The sequence below is a fragment of the Pseudomonas sp. CH61 genome (genome assembly GCF_059429415.1).
Genome location: NZ_CM182098.1, coordinates 4,142,711 through 4,163,728, shown reverse-complemented (window position 1 = coordinate 4,163,728; position 21,018 = coordinate 4,142,711). Strand labels below are relative to the sequence as shown.

Annotated in this window: 21 protein-coding genes and 2 pseudogenes; 9 read left to right on the top strand and 14 right to left on the bottom strand. The window is 57.8% G+C overall.

The window, feature by feature from the left end:
- Positions 1 to 180: 180 nt before the first annotated feature.
- Complete coding sequence (locus AC5SEM_RS18655; protein WP_095121237.1) at positions 181 to 1,203, bottom strand: transporter; 1,023 nt, start codon at positions 1,201 to 1,203, stop codon at positions 181 to 183.
- A 277-nt stretch (positions 1,204 to 1,480) separates the two neighbouring features.
- Here AC5SEM_RS18655 and AC5SEM_RS18650 point away from each other — a divergent pair, with 277 nt between their 5' ends.
- Positions 1,481 to 3,103, top strand: coding sequence for a methyl-accepting chemotaxis protein (locus AC5SEM_RS18650; protein WP_495470999.1), 1,623 nt, complete (start codon positions 1,481 to 1,483; stop codon positions 3,101 to 3,103).
- 110 nt (positions 3,104 to 3,213) lie between these two features.
- Positions 3,214 to 3,660, top strand: coding sequence for a hypothetical protein (locus AC5SEM_RS18645; RefSeq protein WP_495470998.1), 447 nt, complete (start codon positions 3,214 to 3,216; stop codon positions 3,658 to 3,660).
- Positions 3,661 to 3,965: 305 nt separating this feature from the next.
- On the opposite strand, the gene AC5SEM_RS18640 is transcribed toward AC5SEM_RS18645, so the two are convergent.
- Together AC5SEM_RS18640 and AC5SEM_RS18635 are read right to left on the bottom strand one after the other, a co-directional pair.
- On the bottom strand, positions 3,966 to 4,271 hold the full coding sequence (locus tag AC5SEM_RS18640; protein WP_007917758.1) for a PepSY domain-containing protein: 306 nt from the start codon (positions 4,269 to 4,271) through the stop codon (positions 3,966 to 3,968).
- A gap of 162 nt (positions 4,272 to 4,433) precedes the next feature.
- Positions 4,434 to 5,561 carry a glycerophosphodiester phosphodiesterase gene (locus AC5SEM_RS18635; protein ID WP_495470997.1) on the bottom strand — a complete coding sequence of 376 codons (1,128 nt, stop codon included), beginning with the start codon at positions 5,559 to 5,561 and terminating at the stop codon, positions 4,434 to 4,436.
- Between the two features lie 221 nt (positions 5,562 to 5,782).
- Between AC5SEM_RS18635 and AC5SEM_RS18630 the strand changes: the two genes are divergently transcribed.
- A complete protein-coding gene (locus AC5SEM_RS18630; protein ID WP_108227136.1) occupies positions 5,783 to 6,109 on the top strand; it encodes a DUF2025 family protein in 327 nt (108 codons plus the stop codon).
- Positions 6,110 to 6,234: 125 nt separating this feature from the next.
- On the opposite strand, the gene AC5SEM_RS18625 is transcribed toward AC5SEM_RS18630, so the two are convergent.
- Complete coding sequence (locus AC5SEM_RS18625) at positions 6,235 to 6,540, bottom strand: antibiotic biosynthesis monooxygenase family protein (protein ID WP_495470996.1); 306 nt, start codon at positions 6,538 to 6,540, stop codon at positions 6,235 to 6,237.
- On the bottom strand, positions 6,537 to 7,244 hold the full coding sequence (locus tag AC5SEM_RS18620) for a CTP synthase C-terminal region-related (seleno)protein (protein ID WP_495470995.1): 708 nt from the start codon (positions 7,242 to 7,244) through the stop codon (positions 6,537 to 6,539). The genes AC5SEM_RS18625 and AC5SEM_RS18620 overlap by 4 nt, the downstream gene beginning before the upstream one ends.
- A 15-nt stretch (positions 7,245 to 7,259) precedes the next feature.
- Here AC5SEM_RS18620 and AC5SEM_RS18615 point away from each other — a divergent pair, with 15 nt between their 5' ends.
- On the top strand, positions 7,260 to 8,201 hold the full coding sequence (locus AC5SEM_RS18615) for a LysR family transcriptional regulator (protein WP_495470994.1): 942 nt from the start codon (positions 7,260 to 7,262) through the stop codon (positions 8,199 to 8,201).
- Here the strand turns inward: AC5SEM_RS18615 and AC5SEM_RS18610 are convergent, their stop codons facing one another.
- The 5 genes and pseudogenes from AC5SEM_RS18610 to AC5SEM_RS18590 all read right to left on the bottom strand — a co-directional run bounded on the left by AC5SEM_RS18610 (position 8,202) and on the right by AC5SEM_RS18590 (position 11,324).
- Positions 8,202 to 8,735: a DUF1003 domain-containing protein gene (locus AC5SEM_RS18610; protein WP_495470993.1), complete on the bottom strand. Its 534-nt coding sequence runs from the start codon at positions 8,733 to 8,735 to the stop codon at positions 8,202 to 8,204.
- A gap of 187 nt (positions 8,736 to 8,922) precedes the next feature.
- Positions 8,923 to 9,360: pseudogene (locus AC5SEM_RS18605) on the bottom strand (methyl-accepting chemotaxis protein); the annotation flags it as partial.
- Between the two features lie 108 nt (positions 9,361 to 9,468).
- Positions 9,469 to 10,152 (bottom strand): annotated as a pseudogene (locus AC5SEM_RS18600) (PAS domain-containing protein); the annotation flags it as partial.
- 281 nt (positions 10,153 to 10,433) lie between these two features.
- Positions 10,434 to 10,595, bottom strand: coding sequence for a diguanylate cyclase domain-containing protein (locus AC5SEM_RS18595; protein ID WP_495473483.1), 162 nt, complete (start codon positions 10,593 to 10,595; stop codon positions 10,434 to 10,436).
- Between the two features lie 120 nt (positions 10,596 to 10,715).
- Positions 10,716 to 11,324, bottom strand: coding sequence for a TetR/AcrR family transcriptional regulator (locus AC5SEM_RS18590; protein ID WP_495470992.1), 609 nt, complete (start codon positions 11,322 to 11,324; stop codon positions 10,716 to 10,718).
- Positions 11,325 to 11,538: 214 nt separating this feature from the next.
- Between AC5SEM_RS18590 and AC5SEM_RS18585 the strand changes: the two genes are divergently transcribed.
- Both AC5SEM_RS18585 and AC5SEM_RS18580 read left to right on the top strand, forming a co-directional pair.
- Positions 11,539 to 12,594 (top strand): MBL fold metallo-hydrolase, encoded by a 1,056-nt coding sequence (locus tag AC5SEM_RS18585; RefSeq protein WP_495470991.1) that lies wholly within the window; start codon positions 11,539 to 11,541, stop codon positions 12,592 to 12,594.
- Positions 12,595 to 12,821: 227 nt separating this feature from the next.
- Positions 12,822 to 14,330, top strand: a complete 1,509-nt coding sequence (locus tag AC5SEM_RS18580; protein WP_495470990.1) for an amidase family protein — start codon at positions 12,822 to 12,824, stop codon at positions 14,328 to 14,330.
- Positions 14,331 to 14,405: 75 nt separating this feature from the next.
- On the opposite strand, the gene AC5SEM_RS18575 is transcribed toward AC5SEM_RS18580, so the two are convergent.
- Together AC5SEM_RS18575 and AC5SEM_RS18570 are read right to left on the bottom strand one after the other, a co-directional pair.
- Positions 14,406 to 14,714: a helix-turn-helix domain-containing protein gene (locus AC5SEM_RS18575; protein ID WP_495470989.1), complete on the bottom strand. Its 309-nt coding sequence runs from the start codon at positions 14,712 to 14,714 to the stop codon at positions 14,406 to 14,408.
- Positions 14,715 to 14,807: 93 nt separating this feature from the next.
- Positions 14,808 to 15,575, bottom strand: coding sequence for an AraC family transcriptional regulator (locus AC5SEM_RS18570; RefSeq protein WP_495470988.1), 768 nt, complete (start codon positions 15,573 to 15,575; stop codon positions 14,808 to 14,810).
- Positions 15,576 to 15,687: 112 nt separating this feature from the next.
- Here AC5SEM_RS18570 and AC5SEM_RS18565 point away from each other — a divergent pair, with 112 nt between their 5' ends.
- From AC5SEM_RS18565 to AC5SEM_RS18555, 3 genes are all read left to right on the top strand, one after another.
- Positions 15,688 to 16,503 (top strand): sulfite exporter TauE/SafE family protein, encoded by an 816-nt coding sequence (locus tag AC5SEM_RS18565; protein WP_495470987.1) that lies wholly within the window; start codon positions 15,688 to 15,690, stop codon positions 16,501 to 16,503.
- A 90-nt stretch (positions 16,504 to 16,593) separates the two neighbouring features.
- Positions 16,594 to 17,742, top strand: a complete 1,149-nt coding sequence (locus tag AC5SEM_RS18560; RefSeq protein WP_495470986.1) for a hypothetical protein — start codon at positions 16,594 to 16,596, stop codon at positions 17,740 to 17,742.
- Positions 17,743 to 17,867: 125 nt separating this feature from the next.
- Positions 17,868 to 19,064 (top strand): hypothetical protein, encoded by a 1,197-nt coding sequence (locus tag AC5SEM_RS18555; RefSeq protein WP_495470985.1) that lies wholly within the window; start codon positions 17,868 to 17,870, stop codon positions 19,062 to 19,064.
- Positions 19,065 to 19,067: 3 nt separating this feature from the next.
- Here the strand turns inward: AC5SEM_RS18555 and AC5SEM_RS18550 are convergent, their stop codons facing one another.
- The gene (locus AC5SEM_RS18550) at positions 19,068 to 20,054 is read right to left on the bottom strand and encodes a hypothetical protein (RefSeq protein ID WP_495470984.1); all 987 of its coding nucleotides are present in this window, start codon (positions 20,052 to 20,054) and stop codon (positions 19,068 to 19,070) included.
- A 250-nt stretch (positions 20,055 to 20,304) separates the two neighbouring features.
- Entirely contained in the window at positions 20,305 to 21,018 is a 714-nt protein-coding gene (locus AC5SEM_RS18545) for an HNH endonuclease (protein ID WP_495470983.1), read from the bottom strand.

Sequence of the window (21,018 nt, the reverse complement as noted above, 5' to 3'; positions counted from 1 at the left end):
CTGCGCCATGTCAGTGTTTGGCGGATTAATCCCACCGTCGGTCTTAAGGCCGATGAGGTCCCCCGTGGGAGCGAGCCTGCTCGCGAAGACGGAGTGTCAGTCACCATCATTGTTGAATGACAGATCGCTTTCGCGAGCAGGCTCGCACAGGTGATCTGTGCTGGACATCAGGTTCGGTGGTCAATAATCCCCGCGCTTGCGAAATGCCCAACGCCCGGCAATCACGGTAAACGTCGCCACCAGCGCGACCAATATCCAGAACCCCTCCGGATCCTGCGACAACGGCACGCCACCCACATTCATTCCGAAAAAACCGGCAATGATGTTGATCGGCAGCGCCAGCACCGTGACCACGGTCAGGGTGAACAGCGTGCGGTTGCTCTGTTCGTTGAGGTTGGCGGCGATCTCTTCCTGGAGCAGTTTGATCCGCTCGCCGAGGGCAGTGAGGTCGTTGATGATCAGCGCAAACTCCTCGGTGGATTTGCGTAGTTCCTTGACGTCCTCCTTCTGCAACCACGGCGGCGGCCGGTTGAGCAGACGCAGCAACGAGCCCGGCTCCAGCGCCAGCAGCCGTTGCAGGCGCACCAGCACGCGGCGGTTGGCACCGAGTTCTGCACGGTTGGTCGACAGCCGCGAGGAGAGCAATTCGTCTTCGACCTGATCAACACTCAGACTGGTCTTGCGCACGATCTGCGTCAGCACCTCACCCTGATCACGGAGCAGATGCACCAGCAGTTCCGAGGGCGAACGAAAGCGCTCGCCGGCCTTCACCGATGAGCGCAATTTGTCCACCGAGTGCAGCGGTTGCAAGCGCGCGCTGACGATCAGTTTGCTGCGCACACAAACCCATAGCGTCGACACATCCGAAGAAACCATGCTGCTGAGGTTGAACACCACATCGTTGACCACCGCCAGCAATGCCGAGTCGACATGCTCGATGCGCGTCGAACGCGAGCCTTCGTGCAGCGCCTCGAAAAACTCTTCGGGCAATTGCAGATGACTTTTCATCCAGCGCTCGCACGCTGCATGCGCCAGATTGAGGTGCAGCCAGAGGAATTCGCCGCTGTCACTATCGTCCTGCAAACAGCGCAGTGCCGTGGCCGAATCGACTTCGCGGCCCCGTTCGCCGGGCAGGAAACGGAAGCCGTAGAGCAGGCCAAACAGATCAGGATCGCGATGACTGATATCGAGGCTGTGGTTCATGAAGGCTCGCTGCGAGGAGGGTGCGTCGGTCGCGCAAATGGCAGGTTCACTGAGCCGCATCATCGCAATGTCACATGACATTTATATGACAGTAAAGTGACGTCAAATCAGCGACTTACCGACGGTCGGATTTTCTTCAAGAAGCGCTCTGGCGCGCCGATCACAGTTGCGTTAGGTTGCGCGCCATTGGCCATGAGCCAAGGCTCGCCGACATGGATGTCCGGCACAATTTCACGCCTTACCGGGCGTGCCTCATTCTTGTCCTGAGTATCTTTCGATGCTGCAAAAATCCCTGAGAGCGCAAATCCTCGCCCTGCTGAGCGGCAGCTTGCTGGCGGTGCTGTTGATTGCGCTGGCCTGTTTTCATTTCCTCTCCAACGGCGTGCAAAGCTACAGCCAGTTGATCGCCGGTCCCCTGCACACCTCGCAACTGATCGACGAAGCCAACCTGCAATTCAAGGTGCAGGTGCAGGAGTGGAAAAACGTCCTGCTGCGCGGCAAACAACCGGCGGATCTGGCCAAGTACTGGGGCCAGTTCGAAGACCGGCAGCGCGATGTACAGAACATCCTTGGTGAACTGGCCGGGCAGAAAGGCATTGAGCCCAGTCTGAAATCGCGCATCGAACGCCTGCGCGACGAACACCGTCAACTGGGTAGCGCCTATCAGAAGGGACGCGATGCCTACGTGGCTGCCGGTGGTGATCCGGCGGCGGGTGACGCGGCGGTCAAAGGCGTTGACCGTGCCGCCAGTGATCAGATGAGCGAACTGGTCGCTGAGTTGCGCAAGCAGGGTAGTGCACAGTCGGCGCTGATCAGTGCCGAGGCCGATCGCACCGTGTGGCTGGGGCTGCTGGTGATGCTCGCGTCGGGCCTGTTGATCGGCCTGCTCAGCCTGTGGCTGGTCAACCGCAACCTGGTCGATCCGATCCGCAAACTCATCGATTACGTCACCCAATTGAGCCGCGGCAAACTGGCCGAACGTGTGGTCAGCGACCGTCAGGATGAACTGGGCAACCTCGCCGCAGCGGCCAATACCCTGCGCGATTTCCTCGCCGACACCTTCACCCGTTTGCAGCGCAGCGCCAGTGATCTGGACAGCGCCAGCGGTGAGTTGAATGCGATCGCCACGACCATGGCCGGCGGCACCAACGAGCAGTTCAACCGCACCGATCAAGTGGCCACGGCGATGAACGAAATGTCCGCCACCGCCCAAGAAGTGGCGCGTCACGCTGCCGATGCCGCGCGTGCTGCGGACGATGCCGACCAGTCTGCCCAGCAGGGTGAGAAGGTCATGCAGAGCACCATTCACTCGATCACCCAGATGCGCGGTGAAATCGCCAACACCGCCACGGTGATTCGTCGTCTGGAAGCCGACAGCGGCCGCATTGGCAAAGTGCTGGAAGTGATTCGTGGCATCGCCGAACAGACCAACCTGCTGGCGCTCAACGCTGCGATTGAAGCGGCGCGGGCCGGTGAGGCCGGGCGTGGTTTTGCGGTGGTTGCCGATGAAGTGCGCAATCTCGCACAGCGCACTGCCGAGTCGATCATCGAGATCAACCAGATCATTCAGAGCGTGCAAACCGGTGCGGTGGACGCCGCACAAGCCATCGACAGCGGCCAGACGCGTAGCGAAGAAAGTGTCGAGCAGGTGACCCAGGCGGGCGCGATGCTGGAACGCATTACTCACGCCGTAGAAGCGATCCGCGACATGAACCGTCAGATCGCTACCGCTGCCGAAGAGCAGACCTCGGTGGCCGAGGACATCTCGCGCAACCTCACCGAGATCACTTCGATCGCCAGCACCAACCTCGACAACGTGCAGCGCACCGAAAGTGCCAGCCAGAACCTGCACGGTCTGTCCGGGCAACTGAACGAAGTCACCGCGCGCCTGAGCGCCTGACGCCATCGACTGTGTACCGGTTCGGATACCGAGTCGGTACACAGTCGATCTCAATTACCTGCGGCCATGGTCGATGACCGGTTATCTATAACCGGCATTGGAGCCTTTTCATGGTCAGCATCACTTCTGTTTCGATCAATCAGACCGTCAGCGCACCGACCAGCAAAACGTCGATCAGTGACGTTGGTGACGACACGTCTACCTCAGCAACCGCCAGCACGGGTGCGACTGCCGATAGCGATAAAGTCGCCGCCGGTGGAGGGGCCGCTCCGGCGGGTGACAGCAGTTCCAGCAGCAGTGAAGAATCGGATTCGGTGAAGGAATTGCGCAAGCAGATTGCCGAGTTGCAAAAGCAATTGCAGGAAGAACAGCAGGCGTTGCAAGCGGCGCAGGCGAAGCAGGAAAGTTCGGATGCCAAGGTTGCGGAAGTAGCCGCCGCACAAGCGCAGATCACCGCTACCTCGGCGTCCCTGTCCACCGCCACTGCCTCGCTGTTGCAGGCGTTGCAGGATTCCGACTCGAGCACTTCGGGCTCGTTGGTCAGCACCTCGGCGTGATGCCCTTTCCCCTCACCCTAGCCCTCTCCCAGAGGGAGAGGGGACTGACCGCGGTGATTATTCGAGGTACGCCGACCTGAAATATCGAGGTGCACTCAGGTCTTTGGTGTTTTCTTGTCGGCTGCAAGATTGCGAGTCGAACTCAGGCCTTGAATAGCCCCCGATCTGCTCCCTTTCCCCCTCGCCCCCTTGGGGGAGAGGGCTGGGGTGAGGGGGAGAAAATCTCACTGACAACCAATAAAAAAAGCCGAACACAAAAAAGCCGCACGATCTTTCAATCGTGCGGCTTTTGATAGTGCGTTCAATCAAGTGTCTTGCTTGTTGCTCAGCACCTTGCCAGTGGTCGCATCAAAGTCCACATCAAACTCTTTACCATCAGCTGTCTTCAGCTCAACTTCATACTCATAACCATTGAAGTGGTTGTCCAGATCCGTGTCAGTAATAGTCGCACCCGGATGCAGTTTCAGCGCTTCGGCGTTCATCGACTCCAGCGACTTGATCTTGCCCGACTTAACCAGTTCAGGAATCTGGTCGACGCGGACATCAGCCTGGGCCAGGCCAGCGGTAAGAGTCAGGGCAGCGGCGGTAAACAGGGCAGTCAAAGTTTTCATCGGTTCGTTCCTTGGGGTGATTCGTTTAAGTGGCCTCAGGTTAACCGGCACAACTTAACTCACCCTTAAAACCCCGCACCCAAACAAAACGGGCAAGCCATGCACCTGCACAGAACCTCTGGTAGCGTGGCTTGCCCGCGATATAGGCGCCTCGATTTCAGATCAGAAACCGTTGCTCTTCAACACCTGATCAACAGTGCCAGCCGCCGGGCGTTTGTAGAATTTCAACAGTTCGCTGGCACGGTTGGTGAAGATGCCGTCGACACCGGCTGCCATGACTTTCTCGAAATCTAACGGTTCATCAACGGTGTAGACGTGCACCAGCAAGCCTTGATCGTGGGTGTACTGGTTCATCCACGGTTGCACCAGATCCGAGTAGCTCTGGTCGCCGCCCTTGGTCAGCTTCGCCGAAGGGCCGGTGCCGATTGCACCCTGGGCCTTGGCGTAATCCACCCATTGTTTGAATTCGGCTTCGGACTTCGGCTCTTGCTTGCCGTAGAAAACGTTTTTGTCTTTCTCGCCGGATTCGGCAAACGTCACTTTCGATTTCGGCTCGATGCTGCCTTCGCCGACCCACAACAGGAGGATTTTCGGCACTTGCGGCATTTCTTTTTCCAGCAGTTCGAGGCTGTTTTTCTCGAATGTTTGCAGGATCACCTTGCCTTTACCCTGACCAACACCCAGCGCACTTTTCGCCAGTTTCGAACCGGCCGGGCTCAGCCAGCCACGATCCTGCAGCTTCTCTTTCAGGTCTTTCTCGATCCCGGGAAACAGTTGCGGCTCTTTGGTCTCGATGTACAGGCCCGGCTTGTGTTGCGGGTTGGCCTGGGCGATGTCGATGATTTCATCGAGGGTCAGAATCTTCAGCCCAGCGTAGGACGGGCGCGCGCGATCCGGGTACTTGGCGTTGAACCAGCTGCCGGCGTCGAGGGTTTTCAGTTCGGCCATGGTAAACGCGGTGGCCGAGGCGTCCTTGCGCTCCGGGAATTTGGTCGCAACGTCGGTGGTGCGTTGCAGGTTGTCGTCGTGCAGGGCGAACAGCACGCCGTCCTTGCTGCGCTGCAAGTCCATTTCCAGGTAATCGGCGCCCAGGTCACGAGCCAGTTTGTAAGACGCCGCAGTGGATTCCGGTGCATCGAAAGACGCGCCACGGTGGGCGATCACCGCCGGGTGCGGGATGCCGTTGGCGGCAGCGAGCGCTTTCGGATCGGTTTGGCTGGCGGCGTGCGCCTGACCGAGGCCGAGCAGCAGGCTCAGGACCAGAGCACTTTTGGTGAAAGTAGCGGGCATGTTCGAGTTCCTTTCGCAGGGCATTTTCAAAGACCTACCTTTTAACAACTGAATCGCTCGGGTGCTATCGCAGGACCGACATAAACGTATTAAAAGCGATTTTTCCTGCACTTTTGTGGCGCGGTTTGCAGTACGCTTGACCTCGGCAGACGTCCCGGCAGAGGGCGCGCCGCTCTGTTGCCCTGCGTGTAAACCATCGATCATTTTTCGTGAGGTTTACCATGCGCATCACCTCCCAACTCATCTGCCAGGCTGCCGACGATCTCAAGGGTTTTGTCGGCCTCAACCGCAAAACCGGTCAATACATCGTGCGTTTCAGCGAAGATTCGTTCGGCATGGACGTGGCCGATGACGGCATTATTCCTGTGAATGAATTCGTCTGGGCGCCGGCGACAGCGCAGACCATGACGCTTAAACGCGAGTTGATTCAGTTGTTGCTGGATCAGAATATTGATGACCGGATCAACATCACCGAGCCGTTGCGCGTTTATATGAGCAAGGTTGAGGTGCCGGAGATTGTGGCGGTGCGTAGTCTGGTGCGGGGCTGAAGATTTGCTGTGAGGGTGAGGGCCTCTTCGCGAGCAGGTTCGCTCCCACATTGGATCTGCGTCGATCACAAATCCCCTGTGGGAGCGAGCCTGCTCGCGAAGGCGGCCGCCAATGCGCCGCCATTTTATGGCCCGAACCGATACTCGCGTTCAACCTTGCACACCCGCGTATGAAACGCCGAATACCACTCCAAACGCCCACGGGCCTGAATCACCTGATGTTCAGGGTTCTGCCGCCACGCCAGAATCGCTGCCTCGCTCTCCCAATACGACACCGTAATCCCGACGCCATCCGCCCCACGAACCGACTCCACCCCAAGAAACCCCGGCTGCTCACTGACCAACGCAGCCATGCGCTCGGCCGCCTCGGCATAGCCGTTGTCACCTTCGGTTCGAGTCGAAGTAAAAATCACCGCAAAGCAATCAGTCATAAACGTAACTCCCCACAAGCTTCAACAAACGCCCGCACCAGCGGCGGCATCAACCCTTTAAGCGCCGCACGTTCCGGTTGAAACAACGTCGCGACAAAGAAGCAGTGCTCCTTGAGTTCAATCGCGCGTAAATCCCCTGACGAATCATGCCCCACTGCCTGTAGACGATCGTTCAACAGTTGCTGTTCGAACAGCGGATTCACACCGAAGCGGCAGCGATAGCCTTCACGAATCTGCGACGTTTCGTACGCCTTGGCGATCAACGAGTCGGGAACCAAGTGAATGCTGTCGACCGCTTCGACCAGCGAACAGGTCAACGGCGTGAGTACCGCGCGTTCAGAGTCGGGCGATGTTTCACCGTGTTCCGCATCCTCCCAACCCAACACGTTGCGGGAAAACTCCAGCACCGCATGCTGAAAACCGCCACAGGTACCGAGGAAAGGCCGCTGCTGTTCGCGGGCAAAACGGATCGCCCGCAGTGCGCCGGCTTCGCTTTTGTAAGGGCTGGCGGGGACGCACCAGAAACCGTCGAACCGCTCGAGCGGCGTATCGGCGTGGATCTGCTCGGTGGGCAACCATTCCAATTGCACGTTGCGGTTGAGGTGTTCGGCGACCAGCCCGAGGGCGACGGGAATGGCTTGGTGAGCGGTGACCTGCGGGTCGTAATCGCCAATCAGGGCGATACGGATGGCGCTGTTTTCCATGGGGGTTCCCTGCGCTTGTTGATTGATGGCACTCACTATAGATTGGCGTTCACGCACTCAATATGGGCGTTTCCCCAAGTGATCAATGCAGCCACGCACTATCAGCTCGACTACCCCGATCTTGCCCTGATTCTGGCCTTGGTGCGCGGCGGCTCTCTGGCCCGCGCTTCGCAGCTGTTGAAGGTCGACGTATCGACGGTGTTTCGCGCCGTGCGCCGTCTCGAAGCCGCACTCGGTCAGCAACTGTTCGAAAAAAGCCGCGCCGGCTATTTACCAACAACTCTCGCGCAGACACTGGCCGAGCAAGCCGAACGCGCCGAGCAAGCACTAGAGGCCGCGCGCATTGGCGTGGAGCAGGGCGGCGAAGTGGTCAGCGGCACGGTGCGTCTGACCTGTACCGATTCGGTGCTGCAGAGTTTGCTGCTGCCAGCACTGGCGCAGTTCATGCCCAATTACCCAGCGCTGACCATTGAGCTCAGCACCTCCAACGATTTCGCCAACCTCAGCCGCCGCGATGCCGACATTGCCCTGCGTCTCACGCGCACACCGCCCGAGCATCTGGTCGGAAGGCAACTGGCGAAGATTTCCTACCGGGTCTGCGCCAGTGCGGGTTATCTGCAGAACGTTGATGCGTCGGATCTGGCGGCGCTGACGTGGATCGCCCCGGATGACTTTCTCCCCGATCATCCGACGATTGCCTGGCGTCGCCAGCATCTACCCGGCGTGACACCGGGCTATCGCTGCAACAGCATGTTGTCGGTGACGGAGCTGGTTCGCGCGGGCCTCGGCGTGGCGGCGTTACCGGACTTTCTGATCACCGGCGGTTTGCAGGCGTTAAGCGAGCCGCTGCACGGCTATGACACCGCACTGTGGCTGCTGACGCGCCCGGATTGCCGGGCCTTGCGCTCGGTGGTGACATTGTTTGATGAGTTGGGGCGGGCGCTGCGGTTGCCGTGATCAGCGCTGCGGGTTCTGGCGCATGTGATCGTGCAGCTCGCTGGTCAGGTTGGCAATGCGCTCGGTGAGGTTTTTGGTCATCTCGGTCAGGCGGGTGTTCTGCTCCAGCAGTTCAAGCAGTTGCGCGGTGTTCTTCGCGGCTTGGGCCTGACGCTCGGTATTGGCCTGTGCCAGCGCTTCACGGTGTTGCGCATCGGCATCGGCTTGCGCCTTGTCGCGGGCGGCCTGACGGGTTTGTGCGAGCAGAATCAGCGGCGCGGCGTAGGCCGATTGCAGGCTGAAAGCGAGGTTTAACAGGATGAACGGGTAAACGTCGAAGGTGGTCACGCCAAACGCGTTGAGGCAGACCCACAACAACACGATCAGGGTTTGCGCGCCGAGAAACATCGGCGTGCCGAAGAACCGCGCAAACGCCTCGGCGCGCAGGGCGAACTTGTCATTGCCGAAGGTGGTGCTGAGGTGGGCATGGCGGCGGTGGAAGCGCAGGTGATCGACGGGAGCTGATTCCGGTGTTGCGGGTTTTTCAGTGGTCATGATGCACTCGGCAGGGCTTGGGACTGAAAGTCACTATAGTCCTGCATTGCAGCTCATGGCCCTTTCGCGAGCAGGCTCGCTCCCACAGGTAGCCGGGGTATTCACAAATATTGTGATCAACCTAACCCCTGTGGGAGCGAGCCTGCTCGCGAAGGCCACGACGCGGTCTACCTGCCTTGCACAAGCCTTAACCCGGCACTCGCTCATTGGCAAACATGCTCACCGCATCCACCGCCTCACTGGCGCCATCACGAATCTGCAAGATCACCGTGCCCGCCTGATTCGCCAACTCGACCCCTTCAGCCGCGCGCCCCCGGGTGCCTTCCATACTCTTGATGGCTTGGCGGGTCTCGTTCTGGATCAGCCCGATCATGCTGGAAATCTCCGCGGTCGAGCCGCTGGTTCGAGCCGCCAATTGCCGCACTTCGTCAGCGACCACGGCAAAACCGCGACCCTGTTCACCGGCGCGCGCTGCTTCGATCGCAGCGTTGAGCGCCAGCAGGTTGGTCTGGTCGGCAATCGCGCGGATGGTGTTGACGATGGCGGTGATCTGCTCGGAGCGTTCACCCAGTTGTGCAATCAGCGTTGAAGACTCGGCAATGTCCTCGGCGATTTCACGCATTTCACTGGCGGCTTGCTGGATCACCTGCGTACCTTGTTCGGCGACTTTTCGCGTCGCCACCGAGATGTGATACGCCGCGCTGGCACTGCGTGCGTCCTGTTCGTGTTGCTCGACTCGGGCGGTCACGTCGGAGGCGAATTTCACCACTTTGCACAAGCGCCCGGCAGCGTCGTAAACCGGGTTGTAGTTGGCTTCGAGCCACACCGTTTGCCCGCGTTTATCCACGCGTTCGAACTGACCCTGGAAAAGCTCGCCCTGGTTCAAACGCCGCCAGAAATCCTCATACGCGCTGCTATTGACCAATGCCGGCGTGCAGAACAAACGGTGATGTTTACCTTTCAGCTCGGCGAGGGTGTAACCCATGCGCGTCAGAAAATTCTGATTGGCCGTGAGAATACTGCCGTCGAGGTTGAATTCGATGACCGCCATTGCCCGGTCAATCGCTTGCAACTTGGCATTGGCCTCACTTTCCTGCTGCACCTTCGCGGTCACGTCCATGGCGTACTTGACCACTTTCACCACCCGTCCCGAGGCATCCTTGATCGGGTTGTAACTGGCTTCCAGCCAGATCGGCTGACCCTTGCCGTCGACCCGTTCAAATGTCCCGGACTGAAACTGGCCGTTTTTCAGGCGTGACCACAAATCAGTGTACTGAGCACTACGGCCGAACTCTGGCGTGCAAAAGCGCCGATGCGCTTGGCCGATCGCTTGTTCGGCGGTGTAACCCATGGTCTTGAGAAAGTTGTCATTGGCACGCAGCACCACGCCATCGAGGTCGAACTCGATCACCGCCATCGAGCGATTGATCGCATCGAGCAGGCCGGCTTGTTCGGTGAGGGTGCGCTGAAGATCGTCGATGACGGATTTGTGGCGATTGAAGAACATGCTCGCAGTACTCTGGAAGAAGGGGAAGATCGAGGATTCAGTCCCTATTTCCGCGCTGGCAGACCGAATGCGCGGACGGCATTCGGCGGTGACTGCTCAATGCCAGCATTCCTTAACTGGCAGATGGCTACTTATACAAAACTTCATAAAGTTGTACAAGAAAGTAATTATTTGTAATTTTGTATAACTTTTTAGGCGCTGACGTTGTCCGCCACTGCACGGCTCAAGGCAGTGCTGATGGTGTTGCGGCCCTTATGTTTGGGGGTGTAGAGCGCTTCGTCGGCATCGTCCAGCCAGTCGAGGGCATCCTTGTACAAGGGCTGATACCGCGCCAGACCGATACTCAGACCCACTCGCAAGTCTGGCACCTGTGGATGACAACATGAATTCAATGCTTCACCCATCGCTCCATCAAGCCTCCATGCCTCGTACAGCGGCAACTGGCAGGGAGCGGGTTACAGGTGGAGGGCGATTTAGAGCTGATAGCAGGCCAGAAACATCTCCAGCGCCGATTCGGCGACGGTGTTCTGCATCTCGACATCGAGGGCTGCGCGGCCCATCGACATCTGTGGCCAGAAGCCAAAGGTCTTGAGCAAACCTTGTACTTGATGGGCGGCGAATTCCGGATCGACCGGTTTCAAGCGGCCATCGGCCTGCGCGGCGCGAATCCACACGGTCAGACCTTCTTCGCGCTCGCCCATGCGCTCGATCATGTTCTGCGCGCGCTCCGGTGAATGAATGGTCGCCGCAATTGCCACCCGTGCCAGGGTCAGAAAATTCTCGTCAGCCATCAACTGCACCTTGGCCTGCAGCATCTGCCGTAATTGCTCGCGCAAGGGCTGATCGCGGTTGTAGGTCACCGATTGCTCGGCGCTGATTCGTGCCCACAACTGGTTGAGAATTTCGGCGAACAACTCTTCTTTACTGGGGAAATGGTTGTACACCGTGCGCTTCGACACACCGGCCGTGGCCGCGATTTTGTCCATGCTGGTGATCTCGAAACCGTGGGCACGGAATTCGGCAATCGCCGCCTGAATAATGGCTTCGCGTTTACGGTCGGTGAGGCGCTGTGGAGCTGTCATAAGTACGCTTCGGCAGAGAAAAGATGAAATTACACTTGGCAGTTTACTTGTCATCCGCTTTGATGCAACCTAGAAACTACACCGAGCAGTGTAATGTTGCGTTAATCCTCGCAACCTAAAAAACAGCAGTTCGGCCTATGCGTGCAGCTTTGGCCATCTATCGTCCACCGTGGAAAAACCGCGAATTGTGCGGTTTTTCTGGAGTCATTCAGTCATGGCCAATCCAGTTTCGCTCCCGGATAACACATCCACGCCTGAAGCCTCGCGGCAGCATCAGGGGCTGTTTCGCAACCACGCACCTGTGCAACGCGAAGGCGTACGCAAAATGCTGCGGATCATGTGGAACATGATTTTCCACAAACCGCGCAACACCCGACCCGCCGCGCCGATTCCGGTGCAAGCGTTGACCCGGGAAGAACTGCTGGCAGCGCCCAATCACAGCGTCTATCGCCTCGGTCACTCGACCTTGTTGCTGAAGCTGCGCGACAAATTCTTTATCACCGACCCGGTCTTTGCCGAGCGCGCATCACCCGTACAGTGGGCCGGGCCGAAACGCTTCCACCAGCCGCCGATCAGCATCGACCAGTTGCCACCGATCGAAGCGGTAATCCTGTCGCACAACCATTACGACCACCTCGATTATCAGGCCGTGCTCAGGCTGGCCGCCAAAACCAACCTGTTCCTGACCCCGCTCGGCGTCGGCGACACCCTGATTAAATGGGGCATCGATGCCAGCAAAGTCCGCCAGTACGACTGGTGGCAGGGCGCCGAAATTGCCGGCATCCGCTTCGTCGCCACACCGTCGCAGCACTTCTCCGGCCGTGGTCTGTTCGATGGCAACAGCTCACTGTGGGCGTCATGGGTAATGATCGACGGCGACACGCGGATCTTCTTCAGTGGCGACAGCGGCTACTTTGACGGCTTCAAACGCATCGGCGAACAGTACGGCCCCTTCGACCTGACCCTGATGGAAACCGGCGCCTACAACGTCGAATGGCCGCACGTGCACATGCAGCCCGAAGAAACCCTGCAAGCGCACATCGACCTCAAGGGCCGTTGGCTCTTCCCGATCCACAACGGCACCTTCGACCTGGCCATGCACGCCTGGCACGAACCATTTGACCGGATTCTGGCACTGGCGTGGGAACGCAGTATTTCCATTACCACGCCGCAGATGGGTGAGGCGTTTAACATCGCTCAACCGCAACGCGGGGAGGCGTGGTGGTTGGCGGTTGAAGGGGAGAGTGAGGCGGTGGTGCAGGGCGCCTGAAGTCTCATTCCACCGGGCGAATCCTGATGCGGATGGGCTGTTTATCTATATGAATTAGCGCTTTTTTGTGTCGGAAAAATCCGCTTACTTTTGTAGTGGCTACGAGTCAGGATGACTTTTCCTACTGCATGTGGTCTGTTTTGCCGACAGCTCTTTCCTACGTCCTCGTTAGGCTGTGTCGCGAGTGAATGACTCACCCGTGCATAGCCTAAACAAGGACGATAAACATGAAACACCTCTTCAAACACTGCGTGAATAAACTGGCGCTGGCCATCGTTCTGCCGATGGTCGCGATAAATGTTGCCGTTGCGGCCGATGCCCTGGAATACGCAAGCGTCAGTGAACTGGGCAAGCTGATGGCCGACAATGAGTTGACCGCCGTCGCCTTGGTCGAGCACTTGACTGAGCGAATGGCGAGCCTGGACAAACAAGGCCCTACTCTCAACGCAATTATCGAGTTGAATCCGCAAGCCGTTGAAATCGCCACGGCTCTTGATCAGGAGCGCGCGCAAGGCCACATCCGTGGCCCGCTGCACGGCATTCCGGTGCTGCTCAAAGACAGCATCGATACAGCGGACATGTTGCAAACCAGCGCGGGCTCTTTGGCGATGGTGGGTCAGCCTGCGAGCAAGGATGCGTTCATCGTTGAACAACTGCGTGAGGCGGGGGCGATCGTATTGGGCAAAACCAATATGAGCGAATGGGCTTATGTGCGTGACATGGAGCTACCCCATGGCTGGAGCGGCCGAGGCGGTCAGAGTAAAAACCCACATGTGTTGAGTGAAGGCGTCTGTGGTTCCAGTTCCGGTTCGGCGGTTGCCGTCGCAGCGGGTTTCGCACCGCTCTCCATCGGCACCGAAACCAACGGTTCGATTACTTGCCCGGCAACGGCCAACGGTGTGGTCGGGGTCAAACCGACGCTGGGGTTGTTCAGTCGGTCCGGTATCGTGCCAATTACGCGCCTGCAAGATACTCCCGGCACATTGACCCGCTCTGTTCGCGATGCCGCGATGATGTTCAACGTGCTGCAAGGCATGGACTCTGCTGATGCCGCCACAGCGGGAGCGCCTCAGGGCATTGATTACACCGCGCTGCTCGCCAACGATGCCTTGAACGGTAAGCGGATCGGTTACCCGATCGCGTATACAGGCTCCCAAGGCACGCCGCTGACGCCGAGTTTTGAATTCCTGATGGCGATGGCCACCATGCAAGAGCTGGGCGCGACCCTTGTTCCTCTGACGATGCGCTTGCCCGACATGGGGGACTACTTCACCGGTTTGATGGGCGGTATGAAGCATGAACTGCCCGAATATCTCGCCAGTCGAACCGGACTGCAGGTCCAGTCGTTGCAGGAACTGATCGACTTCAACACGCTCAATCCCGGCCATGCTGGCTACGCTCAGTCGATGCTGGAAGCAGTCAATGCGCTATCGACGACTCATCAAGAAGCAACGGCGATCATTGAAGCCCTTAACGCGGCCTTCAAGGAGGCCATCGACGAACAACTGCGTGAGCACAATCTCGATGCTTTGGTTTCCGAAGACGACGGTTTCTCACAGTTTTCTGCCGCTGTCGCGAGTTATCCCGCGATTACTCTGCCATCGGGTATGAACGGCGATGGGTTGCCGACTTCCGTGTTCTTTTTTGGCCCGCGCTGGAGTGAACCACAATTGCTGGCAATGGCTTACAGCTACGAACAGGAATCGCTGGAACTGCAGCATCCGGAGTTCAAATAACGGCTAATAAAAGCGGCATCGTTCTTCCGGGACGATGCCGTTTTCGCCTTGAGAAATTCGTCGCAGGCACAGCGTTTAATCAACCATCGCAAAATCCGCATGCCCTGCCGATTCCCGAGCCACGCTCACCGAGCGCCCAGGGGCAAACCCGGGAAAGAACACCATCCCCCGCGCCTCAAACCGGTAAGCCAGCGCCAGTCGCGCCGCATCCGCGACATCCTGCTGCGCTTCAAAGCGTTGGATGTCTTCAACCGAAACCTCAGCCTCCCGCGAGAGCTGTTCCACGCTCCAGCCCAGCATCGCTCGGGCCTGGATGCAGTGCGTCGGGGTGAACTGGAAAAGGGCAATGCGTTCGAGGATGTGGTTCATCGCAAGAGAGGCCATGGTGTGCTCCGGGCTCAAGAGTGCTGATTGAAAATGTACTGTGTTTTTGTACAGTTGTTTTCGGCCGGGATCAAACGCATTTTTTGATTTGCGCTAATTCGCCGCCTCCAACCAGACGGACGGTGCCTGCCCGAGGATCCGCCGGAACATCGTCGAGAACGCCGCCGGGCTTTCATAACCGAAGTCCAGCGCGATGCGCGTCACCGCTTCACCCGAGGCCAGCCGCGCCAGCGCCAGGACCACGCACGCCTGCTGCCGCCATTGCCTGAAGCTCAGCCCGGTTTGTTGGCGAAACAGTCTGTTGAAGGTACGCAAGCTTATGTGTAATTGGTCAGCCCACTGCTGTGGTGATTGGTGGGCGTACGGCTGATGCAGAAAGGTCTGACACAGAGACAGGAGCTTTCCGTCAGTCGGCAGCGGAATGTGCAGCGGCAGCGGCGCACTGCGCGTCAATTCATGCAGCAACAGATCAATCAACACACCATCGCGCCCGCCGAGGTCATACGTTAGCGGTACCTCCACGGCCTCCATCAGCAAATGCCGCATCAACGGCGACACGCTGATCACCTGACAGCGCGCCCCCAAATCCACTGCACCCGGTTCGATGTACAAGCTGCGCGTGCTGACCCCAAGCATCAACACCTCATGCGCCACCCCCGGCGGAATCCACACCGCGCGCTGCGGCGGCACCACCCAGTTGCCGTCATGGGTGCTGACTTGCATCACCCCGGTCGCGCCGTACAACAACTGCGCCCGTCGATGCGTGTGAAAAGGCAGCAAGTCACCGTGGGAATAATCCGTACCGATCGCCACCACCGCGCGCGGTGTGTCATCCAGCAGATTGATCGAGACATTGCGCATCAGGTGTTTCCCAGTGGTTGGCGTAAACGCAAACATTATTGGCTGAGTTGCTGAAGCAGGCCAAGCGGCGCCGCTCTATCGTCGACCGCTCTCCCACTACGGACGCCTCGACATGTTCTATTTACTGCTGACCCTCTTCGGCTGCCTGACCGGCATTACCGCCGTGCTGTTCGGCTTCGGCGGCGGCTTCGTCGTGGTGCCGCTGCTGTATCGCCTGCTCACCGCCAGCCACGGCGCCGACGACCCGATCAGCCAATCGGCGATGCACATCGCTGTCGCCACTTCGACCTGCGTGATGATCGTCAACGCCCTGATCGCCACCGACAAACACCGCCGCGCCGGCAATCTCATTCGTCATTACCTGTGGCCGTTGGGAGGGTTTATCGGCGTGGGCGCAATCGTGGGTGCAATAGCGGCTGTGTGGGTCAGCGGCGACGTGATTCGCTATGCGTTCATCGGCTACCTCGGTGTAACCATTGTCGATTGCTTGCTCAGGCGCGGGTTTCTCACTCAGAACGCAGGCGTCATCCCACGCCGACTTGGCGCTACGGAAACTTCCGCAGGTGGTGTAGGCATCGGCGCCATCGCGACGTTTCTCGGTGTAGGAGGCAGCGTCATGACCGTACCGCTGTTGCGCCGTTGCGGATTGAGCATGTCGCAAGCGACGTCCATGGCCAATTCTTTAAGTGTGCCGGTGGCATTGGCCGGGACGCTGACGTACATGGCGTTGGCCGGGTTCAGTCAGGCAGAACTGGGGGCGTGGTTTATCGGGTATGTGGATCTGCTCGCGTTTGCGGTGCTGACGGTTGGCTCGCTCATCGGGATTCGATTGGCCCAGCCATGGATTGGACGAATCCCGGATCGGGTGCATGCGCGTGTGTACATCGGGCTGTTGCTGATGGTGATGATCAGCATGTGCTTGAGTTGAAAGCGACAGCGCTCGATTCCCCCGCGCAACCTCGACATAATCCGCAGCTTCTTTTGGCGGGCAGTTGCTCGTTTATTCAAGGATGAAGTGATGTTCCGAGGATTGTTACGCCTTTTCGCTGTTCTTTTTCTGACGGGCTTGTTTGTCTCGACTGCAACGTGGGCCGACAACGGCGCGCAGGTGTACACCGGCACCTTGGGTAAAGCGGCCATCGTCCTCGAAATAAACACTCGCACTGGAGACGGTCGTTACTTCTATAAGAAGTATCGCAAGGATCTGCCACTCGACGGTGCCCTGGACGGGGAAACACTGATGCTGGAAGAAGGTTCGCGGATGGAAGACTCGCGCCCGACCCTTCGTCTGCAGCCGACAACTCATGGTTGGTATGGCGAGTGGACGAGTACCGCTGGGAAAATCCTGAAGGTCGAGTTAGAACCAGCCGTCATCCCCGATGTACCCGACGATGCCTTGCCCTTTTTCACCATCCTTCACGACAAGTATCCTTACGAATATCTGCGACTGCAGGGCGTCACCCTCAAAAAAGGCAAGACCGACACCTTCATGGGCTACACGCTGCAGTGGTGGACTGAGCCGAAGACAGGCACTTCTCTGTTTGAAGTGTTGACCGGTTACTCCCTCGAAGACCGTCGACTTATTAACCAACAATTGATGGCGCGTTTGTGGGGCGAAGTGTTGTCGTCTTATGGCTGTTCTGGAAGTTATGCGCAGTGGAGCCAGCCACTGTGGATGTCGCCCACAGTGATGAGTGTGCGGATTTCATCGGACTATTACTGTGGCGGTGCCTATCCGGATCAAAGCCACGACGCGCTCAACATCGATACCAAGACAGGCAAGCTTCTGACCCTTGATGATGTTTTGTGGGTGGGGCAGGGCAAGCCGTTGCACTACGAGGAATATGAAGATTTCGCCGCGGGCTCACCCGGCTCCTCGACAGCGTGGTCGAACTACCGCAACACTGAACTGGCACCTTGGTTGGTCGCACAGTTGCTGAAACTCTACCCAAACGAAATGACCGTCACCCTTGAGGGTGAAAACGATTGCGGCTACGACGAGGATTATCCCTGGCATTATCCGGGTTGGTACTTCACGGAACAGGGCATCAAGCTCGAGCCATCATTTGCCCACGTCGCGGCGGTCTGCGGATTCGTGGACTGGAGCGTTCTGCCGTACACAATCGTCAAACAACATCCGGGCGGGGTTGCACTGCAACTGCCTTGAGGTGGCGTTATCTTTCAAGCGCAGACTCTCGATTACCAGGCGTAACCCCGCCATAATCGCCGCGAATTTATCCGCGCCGGCCCTCCAATGCCGGCGCGGCCTCCGCCTCTTTCAAGGAACGATCAATGCTCAAGGGACTGATGCGCCTGGCAACCTGCGCCGCTGTGTTGTTCTCGCTGCAATCCACCGCACACGCTGAAAACAACCGGATGGTGTTCACCGGCACGTTGGGCAAAATGCCGATCGTCTTCGAAGTCGATATTAGTGACCCGGGACAAGTCACCGGTCGCTACTTTTATGAGAAATTTCACCGCGATCTAGAGCTTAACGGCACCTATCAAAATGACATCTTGCTGCTCACAGAGGGCAGCAATCGTATGGACCCGGACAAGCCATTACCGACCCTCAAACTGCAACAGATTGATGGCGGCTGGAAGGGCGAATGGCAAAACCCGAAGGGCAAAAAGTTGCCCGTACTCGTCACTGATACGCCACTTCCCGAAGTGCCGGCGAATGCATTGCCCTACATCGCCAAGTTGCCCAAGAGCGAGCCCTACGAATATCTACGGCTTCAGGGACTGAGACTCAAACCCGGTAAAAAGCAGGACTTCATGGGCTACTCCCTGCAATGGTGGGAAGAGCCTGATACCAAGATGTCCATGTTCAGCATCGAATCCGGGATGCCAAAAGAAGATCTGCAACGGGTTAACCAGCAGTTGCTCGGGCGCTTGTGGGACGAGGCCATCAGTTACTACGGTTGCCAGTTGCGAGGTCGCGGTTACGCCGAATTCCTGCAGGACGTCACCCCGACATTTATCTCGCCCAGCGTCATCAGCCTGAACATCTCCACCAGCTACGACTGCGGCGGTGCGCACCCGGACTTCGGCGATTCACCACTTAACATCGATGTGAAAACCGGCCATCCGTTGTCGCTCGAAGACGTGCTCTGGGTGGGCGAGGGTCAGCCAATCCTTCACGCTGATCGTTACCGAGGCGGTGACCAGCCATTGACCGAGGCCGAAGACGCAGCGCGCTCAAAGTACCAACGCGAAATCTTCAAGCCGTGGCTAATAAAGCAGCTCACCGCACTGTACCCGGATGAAATGAAGAAACCGGCAGGCGGAGATGAAGACAGTTGCGACTTCACCAATGAAGACAACTGGAGCTATTCCAACTGGCACTTCACCGAAAAAGGTTTGTACATCGGAGCGTACTTCGCCCGCATAGAACGAGCCTGCGATTCACCCGACTGGTCGATCCTGCCGTACTCCCTCGTCAAACAACACCCCGGCGCCGTCAAACTGCAACTGCCCCAGGGCTAACCGTCACTCCAGGCCCGGCGCTTCACGAATAATGAAGTGGTCCAGGTTCTCGATATTGGCATTGAAGACCTCGAAAGGCTTTTCGGGGTTCTTCTTGCCGGGCACCTGCCTCAACTCCGGCGTCACCCCATAGAAGAAACAGAACAACGCCTTGTCGCTATCCGCCGCGTGCTTGATCTCTTCCAGAAACGCCTTGCGCTTGCGGTAGTTGTCGATCAGCTTCTTGTTCAGATAAACACTGACCGGATACGGCTTCTTCTTACTGTCCTCGGGCTTCTTGAACCAGACCTTGTCCTCGAAATCGATACGAAAACTGGCACTGTGGAAGTCCTCGATCTTCTTGATCCGCCCCCAGTAAATCAGCCCCTTGTTGTCCGTCAGATACTCGATCTTCTTGAAGAACGAACTGTACGGCGCCGTATGCTCGCCGACCTTCAACGGCATCCGCTTAAGCAACTCCTTGTCCGCGAAGTTGGAAACAAAACATTCCACCGGATGCGCAAACACACTGGTCTTGTCAGGCGCCGACTCACGATTCGCCGACTCTTTACCACTGTCCGCCGCCACCCGCACCGGATCATCCCGCAACACATCCGCCGCCCCCGCTGGCGCGACAGGCTTGCGCACATACTCACGCCGGGTCAGCAACAACTCCGATGGAAAGTGTTCCTCACGCCCGTCATCCACCTCTCCATCCGCCGTCTCAACGCCAGACGCTGAAGCCTTCAAACTCACATACGGACAACCCGCCACATGCTGCGTAGTGGGCAGATTCTTGAAGTGCGGCGTGCGCACGTAATTCACGTTCTTAGCGTTGAACGTGCCCAACTCGTTGGAAGCCTCGAACGCCGAACGACAGGCATCGTTGGGGCACTGGAAGTGTTCCTTCGCAGAGTCAAACGCCACCGTCTCATCGAAATTGAGATCGCGAACGTCATAGATCGACAACTTGTCGTCGAGGCTGAGGCAGTAGGCGAGATCGAATTTCATGGTGGGGCTCGGATCCTTGAGTGGGGGATGGGTATTAATAGCGGGAGGCGGCGCGGGTTGCACTGATTGTTTTCAGGATGATGCGGGATTTGTGGGAGCCAGCCTGCTGGGGATTCTTGGCATCAATCAGATTTCAATACTCACACCGCAATTGCAGGACACGCATCACCCTGTGGAGAAGGAGCTTGCTCCCGCTTGGCTGCGGAGTAGTCCCAAGAACAGCAAATACGGTTAGTCAGATAAACCGCGATTATTCCTTTTCGAGTCTTCCAACGTTGTCATACAGCCATGCAGTGAAAGTCTCTCTGTCGTCCGAATGGTGGCAACGTTGGTGACAGTTAGGACACAACGCCACAACATTCGTCTTAAGGTCCGAACCCTTTTGCGACATGTGCTTGACGTGATGCACTTCTAAAAACGGTTTCCCATCCTTTTCAAATGGCGCTGCTTTGCCACAACCTTCGCACTTTCCATTGGCTTGCTGACGAACCCAACCCCTCAATTCAGGATCGCGAAAGTAAACCTTTCTAGTGGAAGTCGTTTGGATTGGTGTTTTTATCCCTTTGGGGACGTAATCAAATTGCTTTCGCTCAAATTTAGCCGCGCGTTGCTCAAGCAATGCTTCGTCCGCCGTTGGATCAGAATCTTCAAGTGTCAGAACAGTAGAAGCATCAAGTGCCTTAAGGATGCTGCGCGCTACATTCGCGCCAACATTCTTGGCAGGTTTGTAGCCTTCAATACGCGTTCGACCCATTTCTACCAGCACGGTAGAGATGTTCTGCATCCGAAACTCGACCGAGCCTTTAGTCCGACCGGTTAAGGGGCCTTCACGCAAGATTCGATTTTCCTCAGTCTTGACGAATTTCTGGCCGCTCTGCTCGCGTGCCAGCATTTTGAGATAGGCGTCGACTGCCGCCTGAATCTCTACGTCACTCCAATCGCTATTACTTTTTTTCGTGTCCAT